Genomic DNA, 17,583 nt, shown 5'->3' with positions numbered 1-17,583 from the left:
TTTATTATTTCTTATCAGACTTTATTGTTTTTTATCAAACTTTATTCGTCTCCGACACTAAGTGTAATGTTTGGCGACGTTATCACTCCACCGTCACGCTTTTGGCTAGGTTACGCGGCTGGTCAACATCAGTACCTTTAAGCACGGCGACGTGGTAGCTGAGTAGCTGTAACGGCAGCGTATACAGTAGCGGCGCCAGTGCTTCATGCACGTGAGGCAGCGTTAGCACACGAATATCTTCCTGGGCATCAATGCCCACGCTTTCATCGGCAAATACAAACAGTTGGCCACCGCGGGCGCGGACTTCTTGAAGGTTGGATTTTAGCTTTTCGAGTAGGTCGTCGTTGGGGGCGACCGAGATCACCGGCATTTCGCTGTCCACCAGCGCCAGCGGGCCGTGCTTAAGTTCGCCTGCCGGATACGCTTCGGCATGAATATAAGAGATCTCTTTGAGCTTCAGCGCCCCTTCCAGGGCGATCGGGTAGTGGGCGCCGCGCCCTAAAAAGAGCGCATGGTGTTTTTCAGCAAATGCTTGGGAAAGCGCTTCGATCTGGCTGTCTAGCGCCAGCACTCGTTGGCACACCTCGGGCAGCGTGCGTAGAGCGGCGATGATATCTGGGTATTCGGCCTGCCCTTTTGCTTTGCTCACGGAAAGCGTCAGCAGCATTAACGCCACAAGCTGAGTCGTAAAGGCTTTGGTGGAGGCCACACCAATTTCAGGGCCTGCGCGTGTCATCAGGGTAATGTCCGACTCACGCACCAATGAGCTGCCGGGCACGTTACAGATTGCCAACGACCCGACATAGTTCAGCGTTTTCCCAAAACGCAGCGCCGCCAGTGTATCCGCGGTTTCACCTGACTGGGAGAGGCTGACAAACAACGTACCTTCGGGCACGACTGGGTGGCGGTAACGGTACTCAGAGGCCACTTCGACCTGAACCGGTACTCCGGCGTAACGCTCTAGCCAGTAACGCGCCACCAGCCCGGCGTGGTAGCTGGTGCCGCAGGCGATGATATGCACTTGGCGGGTACGCTGGAAAAGCGCCAGAGCATCAGGGCCAAAGCTCTCCACTAACACACTTTGAGCGCTCAGCCGCCCTTCTAATACTGCCTCGATCACCTTCGGCTGTTCGAAAATTTCCTTAAGCATGTAATGGCGATATTCGCCTTTGCTGGCAGCCCCATCACCGTGTTCAAAGGTCTGGATAGGACGCTCAACGTGGTTACCGTGACGATCTACAATGCGAATAAAGCCCTGCTCACGCAGTTCAACCAGATCGCCCTCTTCAAGATAAATGAAGCGGTCCGTCACCGGCAGCAGTGCCAGCGGGTCGGAGGCTAAAAAGGCTTCATTAATGCCCACGCCAACGACCAGCGGGCTGCCCTGGCGGGCGCCGACGACCACACCGGGTTCTTTTGCGCTCATCACGCCCAAGGCGTAAGCGCCACCTAAGCCGTTAACGATCTGTTGCGTCGCGTCAAACAGGGAGAGGCCATCGTTCAGCTTTTCGGAGAGTAAGTGGGCAATTACTTCGGTGTCGGTTTCGGAGTTAAACGTGTAGCCGCTGCGCTGCAAGTTATCTTTTATATTCTCGTAGTTTTCAATAATCCCGTTATGCACCACCGCCACTTGGTTTTCATCAATGTGGGAGCCGCTATGATGCGGATGGGCATTAGCTTCAGAGGGTTTGCCGTGGGTTGCCCAGCGGGTGTGTGCAATGCCCGAAAAACCCGGTAGCGCGGAAGCTTCCAATTGCGCAGCGAGCGCCGCCACTTTTCCGAGCGCCCGGCGACGGGTCAGCACGCCATCGCTAAACACCGTCATACCGGCCGAATCATAGCCGCGATATTCCAGGCGTTTTAGTCCTTCTAATAGAATTTCTTGGACGTTGCGCTGGGCAACGGCGGCAACAATGCCACACATAATCACTCTCCTAGGTTATTAACCAGAGCACTTTTAACCAGAGCCTTTCCGCTCGCCAGCTTTTTCTTACAAACCCTACTCAACCAATCTGCAGAACGGTAAAACAACGGCCATTGATTATGAATACGGCTTTTTAATGATTCTTAGCACTATTTTAAAACCAATTTAATCGCCATTTTACGAATTAATAACGAATTATGGCTCTGTACGCTTGCTGGGGCGCAGCCAGTCGATTTTTTCTAGCTGGCGACCACGCGTGACGGCTAAGGCGTAATCGGTAACGTCTTTAGCAATTGTCGACCCTGCCCCTACGGTAGCGCCTTTGCCTACCGAAACAGGCGCGACCAAGGCTGTGTTCGAGCCAATAAAGGCATTATCACCAATCTCTGTATGGTGTTTGTTGGCACCGTCGTAGTTGCAGGTAATCGTGCCCGCACCAACGTTCACATCCCGGCCTAAGCGTGCGTCACCTACATAGCTTAGGTGATTAATCTTACTACCCTCACCGACATCGGCATTTTTGGTTTCAACAAAATTGCCCACCTTGGCTTTTACCGCCAACCGTGTCCCGGGGCGTAGCCGCGCAAAGGGGCCGATCTGGTTCAAGCCCGCTGCCACGGTGCCCTCTATCACACTATGGGTGTCTACCACGCTTTCGGCACCAATGGTGCTATTTTTAATCACGCAGTAAGGGCCAATACGCACACCCTCACCCAGTTCAACGTCGCCTTCAAAAACGCAGCCCACATCAATAAAGACATCATGGCCGCAGGTTAAACGCCCGCGCACATCCAAGCGTGCGGGGTCGGCAAGCGCCACGCCCTCTGCCATCAGCTTATCGGCAAGCTGCTGCTGATAAGCACGTTCCAGGCGGGCCATTTGTGCGCGATTATTAACGCCTTCCACTTCAACCGCAGTGGCTGGCTGGGCCGTGCAGACCTTGATGCCTTCGTCGGCGGCCATGGCGATCACATCGGTCAGGTAGTACTCGCCCTGGGCATTCTCGGCGGAAAGCTGGGGTAACCAGCGTTTTAGCTGAGCGCTGGTCATAGCCATAATACCGGTATTGCATTCACTAATTGCAAGCTGTGAGTTGTTGGCATCTTTTTGTTCGACAATCGCCACAGCATGGCCCGCGTCGTTGCGCACAATCCGGCCATAGCCCGTTGGGTCATCCAGCGTCACCGTCAACAGCCCGATGTGCTGTTCATCCACTTGGGCCAACAGCTCCCTCAGTGAATCACGCTGTAACAGGGGGACATCGCCATAGAGGATAAGCACCTTGCCGCTACCGAGCTGCTCAAGCGCTTGAGCCACCGCGTGACCGGTGCCTTTCTGTTCGGCCTGCACCGCAAACTGCACCGCAGTGTCGGCCAGCGCCTCGCGCAGCTGTTCCGCACCATGGCCGATGACGACATGGGTACGATCAGGCTGCAGCCCGGAGGCAGTATCCAATACATGCTGCACCATTGGCTTACCCGCCAAGGTATGCAGTACTTTAGGGGTTTGAGAACGCATACGCGTGCCTTTACCCGCGGCGAGAATGACGATATCCAGTTCATGCATGTTATTCACCTGTTACGGGTTGGTTGGTGGGCGTCGGAGTAGGGAGTTGTTCAATACCCAGCTCATCAACCAGTGATTCACCGAAATAATTAACAAATTCAGGCGTAGCAATGCTGCGCCACTGCTCACCCTCGCGAACGAGCAGAAGTACTTTTAGGTTATTCTCGATGGCCATTTGCATAGCGTCTTGCTCGCCGACGACTAATAGTGCCGTCGCCCAAGCATCCGCCCAAGCGTTAGAGGGGTGGAAGACTGACACCGACGCTAATTGGTGAGTGACGGGTCGGCCTGTGCGCGGGTCAATGGTGTGCGAGAAGCGCTCACCCTCTACCTCAAAATAGTTGCGATAGTCACCCGAGGTAGCGACTGACATGCTTTCTAGCGGAATAATATGTTGTGCACGCTGCTGGCCATCTTCGGGGACTTCAATGCCAATCCGCCACGGAGTCTGCTCGTCTTCATCGCGTACGCCACGGGCGATCAGGTCGCCACCTAAATTGACTAAGTAGTGCTCAATACCCTGTTGATCCAAATATGTGGCCACTCGGTCCGTGGCATGGCCTTTGGCCACACCGGAAAGATCGACAAACACATCGCGAGTACGCCTTGCCTGCATATTTTGGCTATCAAGCTCTACTGCATCAAAACCCACTCGGGCAAGTTGCTCGGCCAGCAACTCATCAGCAGGTACCTCTTCAGGCCGGGACCCGGGGCCGAAGCTCCATAAATTAACCAGGTCACCCACCGTAATATCAAAGGCACCGTGGCTAGCTTCAGCCACCGACTGGCTGATGGCCAACACTTCAATCAGTTCGTTGGAGAGTGGTTGCCACTCGTCTACAGGCGCCTCGTTAAAGGCGATTAGTTCGGAATCGTCACGGTAGGTGGACATCGCCTGATCAACGCTCTCAAGCTCCGCTTTGAAACCCTCTTCCAGTGCAAGAGACTCGCCCTGAGTGAGCGGATCCATAATGGTGACTTGATAAAAAGTGCCAAAAATATTGCCGTCAAAACGGACGGGGGATTCCAGCGGACGATCACTCTCGGAACAGCCAGGCAGTACCAGCAGAGCACCCAACAATACGCCTAACACTCCTAATTCCCTTCCCCACCTACCCGACCTTTCTACCAACTCAGTTTTGCCAGACTTTTTCTTATCAGACCTGTTCATAGCTGCCTTGCCCTGGAAATAAAACTCTAAAAATTAAGCTGTTAAAAATAAAAGAACCACAGCAGCCAAGCGCCAAACAATACGCGATAAATAACAAACGGCTGCATCCCCAATTTTTTGATGATGACTAGGAAGTAGTGGATACACAGGTACGCGCTGACCCCGGACAGGAACGTACCCACTAGCATCGCTAACCAATCAATCGACTCCGATGCGTTAAAAAGGCCTATGGCTTCCAAGCCACCGGCCAACACAATCACCGGAATCGACAGCAAAAAAGAGAAACGTGAGGCGCCTTCCCGGCTCATTCCCACCATTAAAGCCGCCGTAATAGTAATGCCCGAGCGCGACGTGCCAGGAATTAGCGCCAGCGCCTGGGCACCGCCAATAATCAGCACATCCTTCAAACGCAGTTGATATTCGCTGCGCGTTCCCCCTTTTCGCCAATCGGCATACCCCAACAATAGACCGAAACCAATTAAACTGAAGCCAATTATCAGTGTAGAGCGCATATAGTGAGAAATAACATCGTGCAGTACTAAACCAATAATACCCACGGGGATCGTGGCTAATGTCACCCAAAAGGCGAGCCGTGCGTCATCGTTCACGCCTTTACCGCGCATAGCAGCTAGGCTGCTGGTCATCATCTGCCAAATTTCGTGGCGAAAATAAAGTATTACCGCGGAGAGGCTGCCCAAATGCAGCGCTACATCAAAGGCTAAGCCTTGATCTTCCCATTCTGTCAGCACAGGCACCAAAATCAGGTGGGCAGAGCTTGAAACGGGTAGAAATTCAGAAATTCCCTGAACAACCGCTAACACCACCACCTGGAGCCAATCCATAAATAATCCTGTGTAGAGTCACAATTTGATGGTTTTCAATGGCGCTTAAGGATACACATCCACCAATTCTTTGTCCGCCATTGCCTTGCTGATATTAACCGCTACAACCACTGAAAAGTGCTGTTTCACCATCCAAAGGCAGTGGACGCTATAGAGGATATAAGGAGTGCGCTACAATGGGCATCTATTGAATGCGTGCTTCCTTGCAAGGTACCCATGACTCAGACCGTTGAAACGCCAGTGGTTCACGATCAAGCGCGACTTAGCCAAGAAGCCAAGCGTGTCACCTACATCGGTGCATGGCTGGACGCCCTGTTGAGTGTCGTTAAAGTCACCATTGGTTTTATGGTCGGCTCAGCGGCGTTGATCGCCGACGGCATTCACTCCCTATCAGATTTAGTCACCGATGGTTTTGTCCTGGCAGCCATTCATTACGGCCGCCAGGAGCCCGATAAAGACCACCACTACGGCCACGGCCGAATCGAAACCCTGACCACCCTATTGCTGGGAAGTGTGCTGATCTTCGTGGCGGGCGGTATTGCCTGGTCGAGCCTGGATCGCCTGTTTAGCGGTACTGCCGTTAACGCGCCTGGTATGCTGGCGATTGTCATCACGGTGATTGCGCTGCTCAGTAAGGAGTGGATTTTTCGCTACACCATGCGAGTGGCTAAGCGGGTAAAGTCAAAATTGCTCGAAGCCAATGCCTGGCACTCGCGCAGCGATGCCTTATCCACCGCCGTGGTGCTGGTAGCCCTGGTAGGCGCTCAGTTTGGCTTGGGCTGGCTGGATGCTGTCGCTGCCATCATCGTCGGTTTATTAGTGGGTAAGGTAGGGTTGGACTTGCTGTGGGAGTCGGCCCGCGAGCTGGTCGATACCGCGCTGCCGGTAGATGTTCAGGATCAGATGCACGATGTGGCCTGCAGCGTTCCGGGTGTGGATAGCGTTCATGATCTGCGTACTCGCCAGTCGGCGGGCTGGGTCATGGTTGATCTACACGTGGTGGTAGGACCCAAAATCACCGTCTCCGAAGCGCATGAGATCGGTAACGAAGTCAGCCGCCGCCTGCGCCACGAATTCCCTGCGTTAACCGATGTGATCTTCCACGTTGACCCCGAAGACGACGCCGGTGCGGGCGATCCCAGCCGCCTTCCCGGCCTTCCGCTGCGACCTGAAGTAGAGGCTGCGCTAGATGCCCGCTGGTATAAGCACCCAGTCTGGCGAACGCTAAACGAGCTGCAGTTGCACTACCTGGACGATAAGGTCTCGGTATCGCTGATTATTGCTGATGCAGTGCATCAACCGCCTCAGTGCCTCGCTAGCCAGTTGAAGGCGCTGGCTAGCGATATCGAGTGGCTGGGTCATGTGGAAGTGCTGTTTATTACCCGCGCAGCCAGCAGCTCCATGCGTTAACCCTAGAACCTTTCTCCACCATTAAGACAGCAGCAGCGTGGCAATACTGAAGTAAATCACCACCCCCGAGGCGTCGATCAAGGTGGTCACCAGTGGCGCCGAAGCTGTGGCCGGGTCGACCTTGAAGCGCTCGAGAACAAAGGGCAGACACATGCCCAGCAGGCTGCCGAACAGCACGATGGTGACCATGCTAAAGGCCACTACCATGGCCAACGCTTCGCCCCCGCGCATAATGCCAATCGGCGTGACTGCAATCGCCATGGTGATACCCAGCGAGCCCGCCACCAGCAGTTCGCGGCCCAGTAGTTTGCCCCAGTCTTTTACCCCGACATCACCGGTCGCCATACCGCGCACCATCAACGTGGCAGCCTGCGCCCCCGCGTTACCGCCACTGCCGATCAACAGCGGTAAAAAGAACACCAACGCCACCTGGGCGGCAATGGTCTCTTCAAAATAGGCAATCCCGGCCCCCGAAAAAAGATTGGCAAACACCAATAGAACCAGCCAGAACACGCGTTTACGGTAAAGGCTCCAGAGCTTCACACGGCTCACACCATCTTCCAACTGGCCGATCGACATCCCCTTGTGGAAATCCTCCGTTGCTTCGGATTCAGCCACATCCATGGCGTCATCGTGGGTCACGATGCCAACCATCCGGCCGTCCGCATCGATCACCGGCAGCGCTAACAGGTCGTACTTTGCCACAATTCGGGCAACATCTTCCTGAGCATTATCAACGCGGGTGCTGATAACATCCTTGATCATGATGTCATCCACAATGGCGCCTGGGCGTGCCACCATCAGTTGGCGTAACGACATAGTACCGATCAAATGCCCATCACTATCGAGGATATAGAGCTGATAGACCGTTTCTGCATCCGGGGCGGTCTGACGTACCCGCATCATCGCTTGCGACACCGTCATGCCACTGGCTATGGACACATAGTCAGAGGTCATGATGGCGCCTGCGGTACCCTCTTCGTAGCTGGCAAGCCGCTTTAGGTCTTCCCGCTCGCGGTGAGCCATGCGACGCAGCAATGCTTCACGCCGGTCTTCACTGAGTAGATTAAATAGGTCGGCACGTTCGTCCGAGCCCATCTCTTCGAGCAGCTTGAGTACTTGGCTGTCGTCCAGCTTCCCGACTACCTCAAGCTGGCTCTCACCGGGCAAATAGCCCAACACATTGGCAGCCCGTTCGGCAGAGAGAATATCCAGCAGAGCGAGCGCCGCAGGTAGCTCTTCGTCATCCTCGATCATCTCTTCGAGCACTTCACCGATATCCGCTGAGCGGGTTTCGGCCAAACGCAAAGAGAGCACCGATTTACTAGGCACTTCCTTGGCCAACTCGTCGAGTAGTTCGGCTTTTAATTGCTGTAGGCTTTCATCGTTAAGCGCCATGGCTCTCCCCTTCACACTGACAAACGTCGTGCTGCCGACTTAATCCATTACCTAACTCATCATACTTACTTATATTACTATCCTTACTACCCAACAAAAAAACGCCCCTTAAACCCTGATAACGGGCTTAAGGGGCGCTGTACCACGCCAAATGCGTGGGTATTAGCCTTTACCCGCCTTTTTACGCAGCTGCTGAATCGTTCGCAGCTGAGCAACGGCTTCGGCAAGTTCAGCGGCCGCTCGAGTATAATCAAGCTCCGATGACTTATCGTTAAAGGCTTTCAGCGCTTGCTGACGCGCTTCTTCGGCAGCAGCCTCATTGAGGTCGCTGGCCCGTGATGCGGCATCAGCCAGTATCGTTACCACGTCCGGCTGAACTTCCATGAAACCGCCAGTGACGTAGAAGTTCTCTTCTGCGCCACCATCATAGATCACGCGGATCGGGCCCGGCTGAAGCTCGGTCAGCAGCGGAGCGTGACCCGGCAAAATGCCCAGGTCACCCATCATTCCGGAAGCAATCACCTGCTCAACAGTACCTGAGAAGATGGATGCTTCAGCGCTGACGATATTGCAAGTAAAGCTATTCGCCATAGCGAATCCCCCTCATGGACGGGATTACTTCTTCATCTGGTTGGCTTTCTCGACGGCTTCGTCGATTGAACCGACCATGTAGAAGGCCTGTTCCGGCAATTCGTCGTATTCGCCAGCGAGAATGCCCTGGAAGCCACTAATCGTGTCTTTCAGTGAGACATACTTACCTGGTGAACCGGTAAATACTTCGGCCACGAAGAACGGCTGCGACAAGAAGCGCTGGATTTTACGCGCTCGGGATACGGCTAGCTTGTCTTCATCAGACAACTCATCCATACCCAGAATGGCGATGATATCCTTAAGCTCTTTATAGCGCTGAAGAACGTTCTGCACACCGCGAGCGGTCGCATAGTGCTCTTCACCGACAACCAACGGATCCAGCTGGCGCGACGTGGAGTCAAGCGGATCGATCGCCGGGTAAATACCCAATTCAGCGATAGAACGCGCCAATACCACGGTAGCATCCAAGTGGGAGAAGGTGGTCGCCGGCGACGGATCGGTCAAGTCATCCGCGGGCACGTAAACGGCCTGTACGGAAGTGATTGAACCGGTTTTCGTCGAGGTAATACGCTCCTGCAGAACGCCCATCTCTTCAGCCAGCGTCGGCTGATAACCTACCGCTGATGGCATACGACCCAACAGTGCCGATACTTCGGTACCTGCCAGGGTGTAGCGGTAGATGTTATCGACGAACAGCAGAACATCGCGGCCTTCATCACGGAATTTCTCAGCGATGGTCAGGCCCGTCAGCGCCACGCGCAGACGGTTACCCGGCGGCTCATTCATCTGACCGTAAACCAGCGATACCTTATCGATAACGTTGGATTCGGTCATTTCGTGATAGAAGTCATTACCCTCACGCGTACGCTCACCCACACCGGCGAATACAGAGTAGCCGCTGTGCTCGGTGGCGATGTTGCGGATAAGCTCCATCATGTTAACGGTTTTACCCACACCGGCGCCGCCGAACAGGCCAACTTTACCGCCTTTAGCGAACGGGCAGACCAAGTCGATAACCTTGATACCGGTTTCCAGCAGCTCGTTAGAGGCTGCCTGGTCGGCATAGCTCGGTGCTTTACGGTGAATAGGCATACGCTCTTGCTCACCGATCGGTCCCGCTTCGTCGATCGGCTCGCCGAGTACGTTCATAATACGGCCCAGCGTTTCCTTACCTACCGGTACGGAAATCGCGGCACCTGTGCTGGTCGTTGCCATGCCACGCTTCAAGCCCTCAGTGGAGCCCATGGCGATGGTGCGCACCACGCCGTCGCCCAGCTGCTGCTGGACTTCGAGGATGGTCTCAACATCGGAGACCTTCAGCGCGTCGTAGACCTTGGGCACAGAGTCCCGCGGAAACTCTACGTCAATCACCGCGCCGATGATTTGTACGATACGTCCGCTCATCTTGGTTCCTCTCTAAAACCTGCAAATGAAACCTGTCTGCCGGGAGCCGCTTAAAAGAGTCGGCTCCCTAGGCGTTATACGGCAGCAGCGCCGCCGACGATCTCAGAAATTTCCTGGGTAATGGCAGCCTGACGGGCCTTGTTATAAACCATCTCCAGATCGTCGATCAGGCCGCCTGCGTTGTCGGTGGCACTTTTCATAGCGATCATTCGAGCGGCTTGTTCACAAGCGCCATTTTCCACTACCGCCTGATACACCTGCGATTCGATGAAACGAACCAACAGGCTATCGAGCAACGCCTTGGCATCCGGTTCATACAGGTAGTCCCAGCTTCCGGGACGGGCGTTTTCGTCGTCTTGCTCAGCGTCTGCGCCCATATCGGGCGACAGGGGAAGAAGCTGACGAACCACTGGCTTTTGCGTCATGGTATTCACAAACTCGTTGTGCACCACGTACAGCCGGTCGAGACGTCCTTCATCGTACGCTTCAAGCATGACCTTAATACTGCCAATCAAGCCTTCTACCGTCGGGGCTTCACCTAATCCACTTTTCGCTGCGACCAAATTGCCACCGTAGTTACGGAAAAAGGTGCTGGCTTTAGCACCCAGGGCACAAAAATCCTGCTCTGCGCCCTGCTTTTTCCACTCGCTGGCCTGTTTGAGTAATGCTTTGAAAAGATTATGGTTCAAGCCACCACACAGACCACGGTCAGTGGAAACCACAATGTAACCAACGCGCTTAACCTCGCTACGCTCGACCATATAGTCGTGCGTGTACTCAGGGTTCGCGTTGGCTAGGTGGCCAACCACGTTACGGATCTGCTTAGCGTAAGGCTGACTAGCTCTCATCAGATCTTGCGCTTTACGCATTTTCGATGCAGCCACCATTTCCATGGCGCTGGTGATCTTTTGCGTATTTTTAATGCTCCCGATCTGGGTGCGTATCTCTTTTGCAGCTGCCATAGCGATCTACCTTTCGTTCGTGGCTCTCAGAAAGCATGCAAACCCGCCCGCAGGCGGCTAGACATTACCAGCTCTGAGTCGCCTTGAACTTCTCGAGACCCGACTTCAAGCTGTCTTGAATCTCACCGTTGTAGTCGCCGCTCTGGTTGATCTTGTCGAGTAGATCAGCGTGTTCAGACTTCATGTAGTCGTGCAGCGCACGCTCAAAGTCCAACACCTTGTTCACTTCGACATCATCCAGGAAGCCTTCGTTGGCGGCATACAGAGACAGCGCCATTTCAGCTATCGACATCGGCGAGTACTGGTTCTGCTTCATCAGCTCAGTCACACGCTGACCGTGCTCAAGCTGCTTACGCGTGGCTTCATCAAGATCAGACGCGAACTGAGAGAACGCCGCCAGCTCACGGTACTGAGCCAACGCTAGACGAACACTACCGCCGAGCTTTTTGATGATCTTGGTTTGCGCCGAACCACCGACACGAGAAACCGACAGACCTGCGTTAATCGCCGGACGAATACCGGAGTTAAACAGGTTGGTTTCCAGGAAGATCTGACCATCAGTAATCGAGATTACGTTGGTCGGTACGAACGCAGAAACGTCGCCACCCTGGGTTTCGATGATAGGCAGTGCGGTTAAGGAACCGGTTTTGCCTTTCACTTCACCGTTGGTGAACTTCTCAACGTAGTCGACGTTAACCCGCGCAGCACGCTCAAGTAGACGTGAGTGGAGATAGAAAACGTCACCAGGATAAGCTTCACGGCCCGGCGGACGACGCAGCAGCAGCGATACCTGACGGTACGCAACGGCCTGCTTGGAAAGGTCGTCATACACGATGAGTGAGTTTTCGCCGCGATCGCGGAAGTACTCGCCCATGGTGCAACCCGCATAAGGTGCCAGGAACTGCATCGGCGCCGGGTCGGCAGCGCCCGCAGCCACGACGATGGTGTGTTCCATCGCGCCGTGCTGTTCGAGTTTGCGCACCACGTTGGCAATGGTCGACTGCTTCTGACCAATCGCCACGTAGACACAGGTCACGCCTTTGCCTTTCTGGTTGATGATCGCATCAATGGCAATGGCGGACTTACCAATCTGGCGGTCACCGATGATCAGCTCACGCTGACCACGGCCGATCGGCACCATGGCGTCAATGGATTTGAGACCGGTTTGGATCGGCTCATCAACAGACTGACGGGTAATAACGCCCGGCGCCACTTTCTCGACGGCGTCGGTCATTTTAGCGTTAATATCGCCTTTGCCATCGATGGGATTACCCAGCGCGTCGACAACACGGCCAATCAGCTCGGGGCCTACCGGCACTTCGAGAATACGACCGGTACATTTGGCGGTCATGCCTTCTTCGAGCTGCAAGTAGTCACCCAGCACGACGGCACCAACGGAGTCGCGCTCCAGGTTGAGTACCATGCCAAAGATGCTGTTGGGGAATTCGATCATTTCACCAAACATCGCGTCTTCGAGGCCGTGAATTTTCACGATACCGTCGGAAACAGTGACGATGGTGCCCTGATTATGGGCTTCAGATGCGACGTCAAGCTTTTCAATTCGCTGCTTGATGATGTCGCTGATCTCGGAAGGATTCAGTTGCTGCATGCCATGTCCCTCAGACTCAAGCGGTTAGCGCGTCAGAAAGACGGTTCAATCGACCACGGACCGACCCGTCAATAACGGTATCGCCAGCACGTAGGATGACACCGCCAATCAGCGACTTGTCCACTTGAGTAGTAATAGAGATTTCGCGATTCAGACGTTTTTTAAGCGCGTTCGCTAGCTTCGTTTCTTGCTCGCTATCTAGCTGATAAGCAGAAGTGACATTCACTTCAACCCGCTGCTCGTGTTCAGCACGCAGGTGCTCGAACTGTTCAGCAATCGATGCCAGCGCCATCAGGCGACTTTGGTCAGCCAGGACAGTCAAAAACCGCTGTAAAGCGTCATCTTGTTGCTCAGGAATCAGCTCAACAAGCAGCGACACTTTTTGGTCGCTGTCTAGTTTTGGACTGCTTAACCGATGGCGAACGTTAACGTCTGCTACCGCAAAGCTTAAAAAACTCAGCGCTTGTGACCAGCTATCAAGCGCCTCATGATCACGCGCGTATTCAAACGCTGCCTTAGCGTAAGGACGAGCGACGGTCAGTAGTTCCGCCATGATTCACCTCCTTACAGTTCAGCAGCAAGCTCATCAAGTAACTTGCGATGGGCTTGTTCGTCGACCGACGCTTCAAGAACACGCTCGGCACCCATAACGGCGAGATAAGAGACCTGGGCACGAAGTTCATCTTTAGCGCGATTCACTTCTTGCTCAATCTCGGAACGTGCGCTCGCTACAAGGCGTTCGCCTTCGGCGCGGGCCTGTTCGCGGGCTTCTTCAACTATCTGGGCAGAGCGCTTATTGGCCTGCTCAAGAATTTGAGAAGCTTGCTCCTTGCTTTCACGCAGCGTTTGTTCCGCCCGCTCTTGAGCAAGCTCAAGGTCGCGGTTAGCGCGGCTGGCTGCGTCCAAGCCATCAGCAATTTTTTTCTGACGCTCATGAAGCGCGTTGCTGATCGGAGGCCACACATACTTTAAGCAAAACCAGACAAAGATCGCGAAGGCGATCGTCTGCCCGATTAGCGTCATGTTGATATTCACAGGAATGTACCTCTGACAAGTTCGTGGCGACCGGAGTGAAACAAAACCGAGCGTTTAACGCTCGGCTGAGCTGTCATTAACCGGCAACAACGAAGATCAGGTACATTGCGATACCAACACCTATCATCGGAACCGCATCCAACAGACCTGCCATTAGGAAGGTTTTGGTTTGCAGTTGGTCGCCTAGTTCTGGCTGACGCGCTGTAGATTCAAGCAGCTTACCGCCCAAAATAGCGAAGCCAATGCCGGTACCTAGAGCGCCGAGACCGATCATGATGGAAGCGGCAATGTAGATAAGTTCCATGGTAATGCTCCTAGTTTTTCAAGTTTAAGGTCGAGGGTTGAGGTTAAGGGTTAATGTGTTGCAAGCATTGCTCGGGTTAGTGATGTTCGTGTGCAGCGCTTAGATACACCACGGATAGCACTGTAAAGATGAAGGCCTGAAGTACGACGATTAGGATATGGAAGATCGCCCACGGTACATCCAGCACCCAGATAGCCCAGAAGGGCAGCATAGCGATCAGAATGAAGATCACTTCCCCGGCGAACATGTTGCCGAAAAGACGCATTGCCAAGCTGAACGGTTTCACCAGCAGAGCAACGATTTCAAGAAGCAGGTTGAAGGGAATTAAGGCCCAGTGATTGAATGGGGTCAGTGACAGCTCTTTGGCAAAGCCACCCACGCCTTTCACTTTAAAGCTGTAGTAGAGGATTAACCCGAAGACGCCTAATGCTAACCCTAGCGTAGCGTTCACATCGGTGGTGGGCACAATTTTCATGTAGTCCACGCCTAGCTTACTGAACAGCACCGGGAAGTAATCGACCGGGATAATTTTTAGCGTGTTCATGAACAGAATCCACACGAACAGCGTCAGGGCCAGTGGCGCGATAAGCGGATTATGGCCTTTGAAGGTCCCTTTGATCATGCCTTCAACGAATTCGACGACCATTTCTACTGCGTTTTGCAGGCCGCCGGGGACACCAGTAGTGGCCATTTTTCCCGCTTTGCGGAAAATCCAGATAAACAGCAGCCCCATGGCAATTGACCAGCCCATGGTGTCTAAGTGAATGGCCCAAAAGCCCATTTCACTGGCTTCTTCCGCCGAATGCGCCAGCGACCAGCCATTAACAGGGTGGTTACCAAACGTCAGGTTCTGCAAGTGGTGCTGGATATAGTAAGTCGTCGAGACTTCGTTTCCTGCGGCCATGGATGTGTCACCTCAATTTAATTGTGCAATTTTCTAGGCATTGACGTTTTTTGGCATTAACCAAGGCGTAAGCCAATGCGTTAGAACAACCGCAACATAAGCATAAAAAAAGAAAGTAGGGTTTGAAGGGGGCGCTGCCACGAACACTGCAACAAACAGTGCCACCGTCAAACCAAACTTGCCTGCTTCGGCGCGAAACAAGCGCATCGCTGCCTGTGAAGGCCTAACCGCGCGCAAAACACCCATTCGTTTGATGAAGAAAGCATGCGGGAGCAAGGCTACCAGCGCTCCTTTAAATACCGATGACATGCCTTCAACGTCTTCCACCCAATAGGCTGCCAGCATGCCGCAAAGGGCCATCGAGAGTTGCACGATCGTAAGCCGAAGGATGTAGGCTTTTCGCCGCTGGGTTTCGTATCGCTGCATAGCTCTCTATATGGGCTCTCTGTAAGAGCTCTCTCAACGGGCGCTTAGCAATAGCGCTTTGAACCAATACCCAGCCCTAAAAAAATCGGCATACTTCAACAAACACAGGCAACCTGCACAAATCTTGCGCGATTATAGGGAAGCGCTATCACACCTTCAACCGAAGTCGCACCGATTTTGTACGTTAAGGGGTCGATTTGCGACCAAAGAGGGAAAACGTGGTCACTTCTTACGCGATGTTTGATAGCCTGCTATTTAATATGATTTAAGATACCGTCTAATTCTTCCAAGCTTGTATAGCGTATCGTTAATTTACCTTTGCCTTTTTGACCATGATCAATAGAGACGGGCGCGCCAAGTAACTCGCCAAGATGGGTTTCCAATTTTGCCACATCAGGCTGTTTGTTTGGACGGCTAGGCATTTTGATGGGAGCTTGGCTGGTCTGCACTTTTTTCACCAGCGCTTCAGTTGCCCGAACGGTCATGTCGTTATTGACCACTTCATGGGCCACTTGCCGCTGCTGGGCACTATTTAACGTTAGCAATGCCCGCGCATGGCCCATATCCAAATCGCCACGTTCAAGCAGGGTTTGTACTTCGGGATCTAGCGCCAGCAGGCGCAACAAATTAGCCACTTGAGTGCGCGACTTCCCCACTGCGTCGGCTATTTGCTGCTGAGTAAGCTCGAACTCTTCACCAAGGCGCTTGAGTGCCATGGCTTCTTCAATAGCGTTTAGATTTTCACGCTGAATGTTTTCGATTAACGCCAGCGCCAAGGCGACTTCATCGCTGACATCGCGAATAACGGCCGGAATAACGTCCAGCTCAGCCAGCTGTGCGGCACGCCAGCGGCGCTCACCGGCAATAATTTCGTAGCGGTCGACGCCGATCGGGCGCACCACGATAGGCTGCATAACGCCCTGGGCGCGAATGGAATCTGCCAGCTCTTCTAACGCTTCAGGCTGAATATCGCGGCGCGGCTGATATTTACCCCGCGTTAGTTGTCCTAACGGGAGGCGCTCAAGGCGATCTTCGCTAACATCTTCAGCCGCGGCGCTACGCGCGGCGTCAGAAAGCTCCAACGGGGTGCCGCTACCTGCAAGTTCTAGGCTGTCACGGCGACGGGCACCGGCACCAATCAGAGCATCCAGGCCACGTCCCAGCGCGGGTTTACGCGTCATTCGCTTTCCCTCATTTTTTCAGCGCCCCTTTTTTGAATTGAAGAGTTGAAGTGAAGAGTGGTTATAGTGAAAGACGACGAATCATCTCTTTCGCCAACACACGATAGGCCTGGCTACCCCGGGAGAACCGGGCATATTGCGTCACGGGTAACCCGTGACTTGGTGCTTCGGCAACTTTTACGTTGCGGGGTATGGTGGTTTTTAACAGCATGTCGCCAAAGTAGTCACGCAGTTGCTTATCCACTTCCCGCGTTAAGCTGGTGCGCTTGTCGTACATGGTGCGCAAAATGCCTGCAATCGCTAGGTCAGGATTCACATTTTGCTTAATCTGTTCAACGGTATCGAGCAGTGCTGACAACCCTTCCAGGGCATAGAATTCACACTGTAGAGGGATCAATACGCTATCAGAAGCCGTTAACGCATTCACGGTGAGCATGTTCAACGAGGGTGGGCAGTCAATAAGCACCACATCGTATTCACTGGAGACCGAGGCAAGCGCGGTGGTTAAGCAGCTTTCACTTTTCTCGCGATCCAATAGCTCGACTTCGGCGGCAGTGAGATCACCGTTACCCGGCAGAACGTCATACTTTACCGCCAGGTCTTTAACGATGGTCTCAGCGGCCGTTGCTTCACCTAGCAGTACATCCAGCACGCTTTTGTCGAGCTCGTATTTATCGATGCCGCTGCCCATGCTGGCATGGCCTTGAGGGTCAAGATCCACCAGCAGCACGCGACGATCGAGTCCAGCGAGGCTAGCCGCCAGGTTAACGGCTGAGGTGGTCTTGCCCACACCGCCTTTTTGGTTGGTCAGGGCAATGATCTGGCTCACTTACTCAACTCCTTCCTGGGGTCAGAA

At 53.8% G+C, this 17,583-nt stretch carries 17 protein-coding genes; 1 reads left to right on the top strand and 16 read right to left on the bottom strand.

What is annotated here, in order from left to right:
- Positions 1-82: 82 nt before the first annotated feature.
- The 4 genes from glmS to CXF87_RS00935 form a co-directional block, all read right to left on the bottom strand.
- The gene (glmS, locus tag CXF87_RS00950; RefSeq protein ID WP_101145108.1) at positions 83-1,924 is read right to left on the bottom strand and encodes a glutamine--fructose-6-phosphate transaminase (isomerizing); all 1,842 of its coding nucleotides are present in this window, start codon (positions 1,922-1,924) and stop codon (positions 83-85) included.
- A gap of 195 nt (positions 1,925-2,119) precedes the next feature.
- Positions 2,120-3,490: a bifunctional UDP-N-acetylglucosamine diphosphorylase/glucosamine-1-phosphate N-acetyltransferase GlmU gene (gene glmU, locus CXF87_RS00945; protein ID WP_101145107.1), complete on the bottom strand. Its 1,371-nt coding sequence runs from the start codon at positions 3,488-3,490 to the stop codon at positions 2,120-2,122.
- Between the two features lies 1 nt (position 3,491).
- Positions 3,492-4,583, bottom strand: coding sequence for an FAD:protein FMN transferase (locus tag CXF87_RS00940; protein ID WP_101145106.1), 1,092 nt, complete (start codon positions 4,581-4,583; stop codon positions 3,492-3,494).
- 119 nt (positions 4,584-4,702) lie between these two features.
- A complete protein-coding gene (locus CXF87_RS00935) occupies positions 4,703-5,503 on the bottom strand; it encodes an undecaprenyl-diphosphate phosphatase (protein ID WP_101145105.1) in 801 nt (266 codons plus the stop codon).
- A gap of 216 nt (positions 5,504-5,719) precedes the next feature.
- Between CXF87_RS00935 and CXF87_RS00930 the strand changes: the two genes are divergently transcribed.
- A complete protein-coding gene (locus CXF87_RS00930; protein WP_008959068.1) occupies positions 5,720-6,913 on the top strand; it encodes a cation diffusion facilitator family transporter in 1,194 nt (397 codons plus the stop codon).
- A 21-nt stretch (positions 6,914-6,934) separates the two neighbouring features.
- Here the strand turns inward: CXF87_RS00930 and mgtE are convergent, their stop codons facing one another.
- The 12 genes from mgtE to CXF87_RS00870 all read right to left on the bottom strand — a co-directional run bounded on the left by mgtE (position 6,935) and on the right by CXF87_RS00870 (position 17,556).
- Entirely contained in the window at positions 6,935-8,311 is a 1,377-nt protein-coding gene (mgtE, locus tag CXF87_RS00925) for a magnesium transporter (RefSeq protein ID WP_101145104.1), read from the bottom strand.
- Positions 8,312-8,473: 162 nt separating this feature from the next.
- Positions 8,474-8,902: a F0F1 ATP synthase subunit epsilon gene (locus CXF87_RS00920; RefSeq protein WP_101145103.1), complete on the bottom strand. Its 429-nt coding sequence runs from the start codon at positions 8,900-8,902 to the stop codon at positions 8,474-8,476.
- A gap of 24 nt (positions 8,903-8,926) precedes the next feature.
- Positions 8,927-10,306: a F0F1 ATP synthase subunit beta gene (atpD, locus tag CXF87_RS00915; RefSeq protein WP_101145102.1), complete on the bottom strand. Its 1,380-nt coding sequence runs from the start codon at positions 10,304-10,306 to the stop codon at positions 8,927-8,929.
- A gap of 74 nt (positions 10,307-10,380) precedes the next feature.
- Positions 10,381-11,268 (bottom strand): F0F1 ATP synthase subunit gamma, encoded by an 888-nt coding sequence (atpG, locus tag CXF87_RS00910; protein WP_101145101.1) that lies wholly within the window; start codon positions 11,266-11,268, stop codon positions 10,381-10,383.
- 64 nt (positions 11,269-11,332) lie between these two features.
- Positions 11,333-12,877 (bottom strand): F0F1 ATP synthase subunit alpha, encoded by a 1,545-nt coding sequence (atpA, locus tag CXF87_RS00905; protein ID WP_101145100.1) that lies wholly within the window; start codon positions 12,875-12,877, stop codon positions 11,333-11,335.
- Positions 12,878-12,893: 16 nt separating this feature from the next.
- Positions 12,894-13,430: a F0F1 ATP synthase subunit delta gene (locus CXF87_RS00900; RefSeq protein WP_101145099.1), complete on the bottom strand. Its 537-nt coding sequence runs from the start codon at positions 13,428-13,430 to the stop codon at positions 12,894-12,896.
- 11 nt (positions 13,431-13,441) lie between these two features.
- Positions 13,442-13,912, bottom strand: coding sequence for a F0F1 ATP synthase subunit B (locus CXF87_RS00895; protein WP_022521052.1), 471 nt, complete (start codon positions 13,910-13,912; stop codon positions 13,442-13,444).
- A gap of 76 nt (positions 13,913-13,988) precedes the next feature.
- On the bottom strand, positions 13,989-14,216 hold the full coding sequence (gene atpE / locus CXF87_RS00890) for a F0F1 ATP synthase subunit C (RefSeq protein WP_022521051.1): 228 nt from the start codon (positions 14,214-14,216) through the stop codon (positions 13,989-13,991).
- A 76-nt stretch (positions 14,217-14,292) separates the two neighbouring features.
- Positions 14,293-15,120: a F0F1 ATP synthase subunit A gene (gene atpB / locus CXF87_RS00885; protein ID WP_101145098.1), complete on the bottom strand. Its 828-nt coding sequence runs from the start codon at positions 15,118-15,120 to the stop codon at positions 14,293-14,295.
- A 33-nt stretch (positions 15,121-15,153) separates the two neighbouring features.
- The gene (locus CXF87_RS00880) at positions 15,154-15,546 is read right to left on the bottom strand and encodes an ATP synthase subunit I (protein WP_101145097.1); all 393 of its coding nucleotides are present in this window, start codon (positions 15,544-15,546) and stop codon (positions 15,154-15,156) included.
- 251 nt (positions 15,547-15,797) lie between these two features.
- Complete coding sequence (locus CXF87_RS00875; protein ID WP_101145096.1) at positions 15,798-16,727, bottom strand: ParB/RepB/Spo0J family partition protein; 930 nt, start codon at positions 16,725-16,727, stop codon at positions 15,798-15,800.
- Positions 16,728-16,788: 61 nt separating this feature from the next.
- Positions 16,789-17,556: a ParA family protein gene (locus CXF87_RS00870; protein WP_101145095.1), complete on the bottom strand. Its 768-nt coding sequence runs from the start codon at positions 17,554-17,556 to the stop codon at positions 16,789-16,791.
- Positions 17,557-17,583 lie beyond the last annotated feature (27 nt).

The organism is Halomonas sp. MES3-P3E (genome assembly GCF_002836035.1).
GTDB lineage: Bacteria > Pseudomonadota > Gammaproteobacteria > Pseudomonadales > Halomonadaceae > Vreelandella > Vreelandella arctica.
The sequence above is the reverse complement of the archived record's forward strand: the minus strand, read 5'-3'. Positions and strand labels throughout refer to the sequence as shown.

Coding starts and splice junctions, on each gene's coding strand:
- atpA (WP_101145100.1), bottom strand. CDS start 12,877: ATGCAGCAACTGAATCCTTCCGAGATCAGCGACATCATCAAGCAGCGA.
- CXF87_RS00875 (WP_101145096.1), bottom strand. CDS start 16,727: ATGACGCGTAAACCCGCGCTGGGACGTGGCCTGGATGCTCTGATTGGT.
- atpG (WP_101145101.1), bottom strand. CDS start 11,268: ATGGCAGCTGCAAAAGAGATACGCACCCAGATCGGGAGCATTAAAAAT.
- atpD (WP_101145102.1), bottom strand. CDS start 10,306: ATGAGCGGACGTATCGTACAAATCATCGGCGCGGTGATTGACGTAGAG.
- atpB (WP_101145098.1), bottom strand. CDS start 15,120: ATGGCCGCAGGAAACGAAGTCTCGACGACTTACTATATCCAGCACCAC.
- atpE (WP_022521051.1), bottom strand. CDS start 14,216: ATGGAACTTATCTACATTGCCGCTTCCATCATGATCGGTCTCGGCGCT.
- CXF87_RS00880 (WP_101145097.1), bottom strand. CDS start 15,546: ATGCAGCGATACGAAACCCAGCGGCGAAAAGCCTACATCCTTCGGCTT.
- glmU (WP_101145107.1), bottom strand. CDS start 3,490: ATGCATGAACTGGATATCGTCATTCTCGCCGCGGGTAAAGGCACGCGT.
- CXF87_RS00935 (WP_101145105.1), bottom strand. CDS start 5,503: ATGGATTGGCTCCAGGTGGTGGTGTTAGCGGTTGTTCAGGGAATTTCT.
- CXF87_RS00930 (WP_008959068.1), top strand. CDS start 5,720: ATGACTCAGACCGTTGAAACGCCAGTGGTTCACGATCAAGCGCGACTT.
- CXF87_RS00920 (WP_101145103.1), bottom strand. CDS start 8,902: ATGGCGAATAGCTTTACTTGCAATATCGTCAGCGCTGAAGCATCCATC.
- mgtE (WP_101145104.1), bottom strand. CDS start 8,311: ATGGCGCTTAACGATGAAAGCCTACAGCAATTAAAAGCCGAACTACTC.
- CXF87_RS00900 (WP_101145099.1), bottom strand. CDS start 13,430: ATGGCGGAACTACTGACCGTCGCTCGTCCTTACGCTAAGGCAGCGTTT.
- glmS (WP_101145108.1), bottom strand. CDS start 1,924: ATGTGTGGCATTGTTGCCGCCGTTGCCCAGCGCAACGTCCAAGAAATT.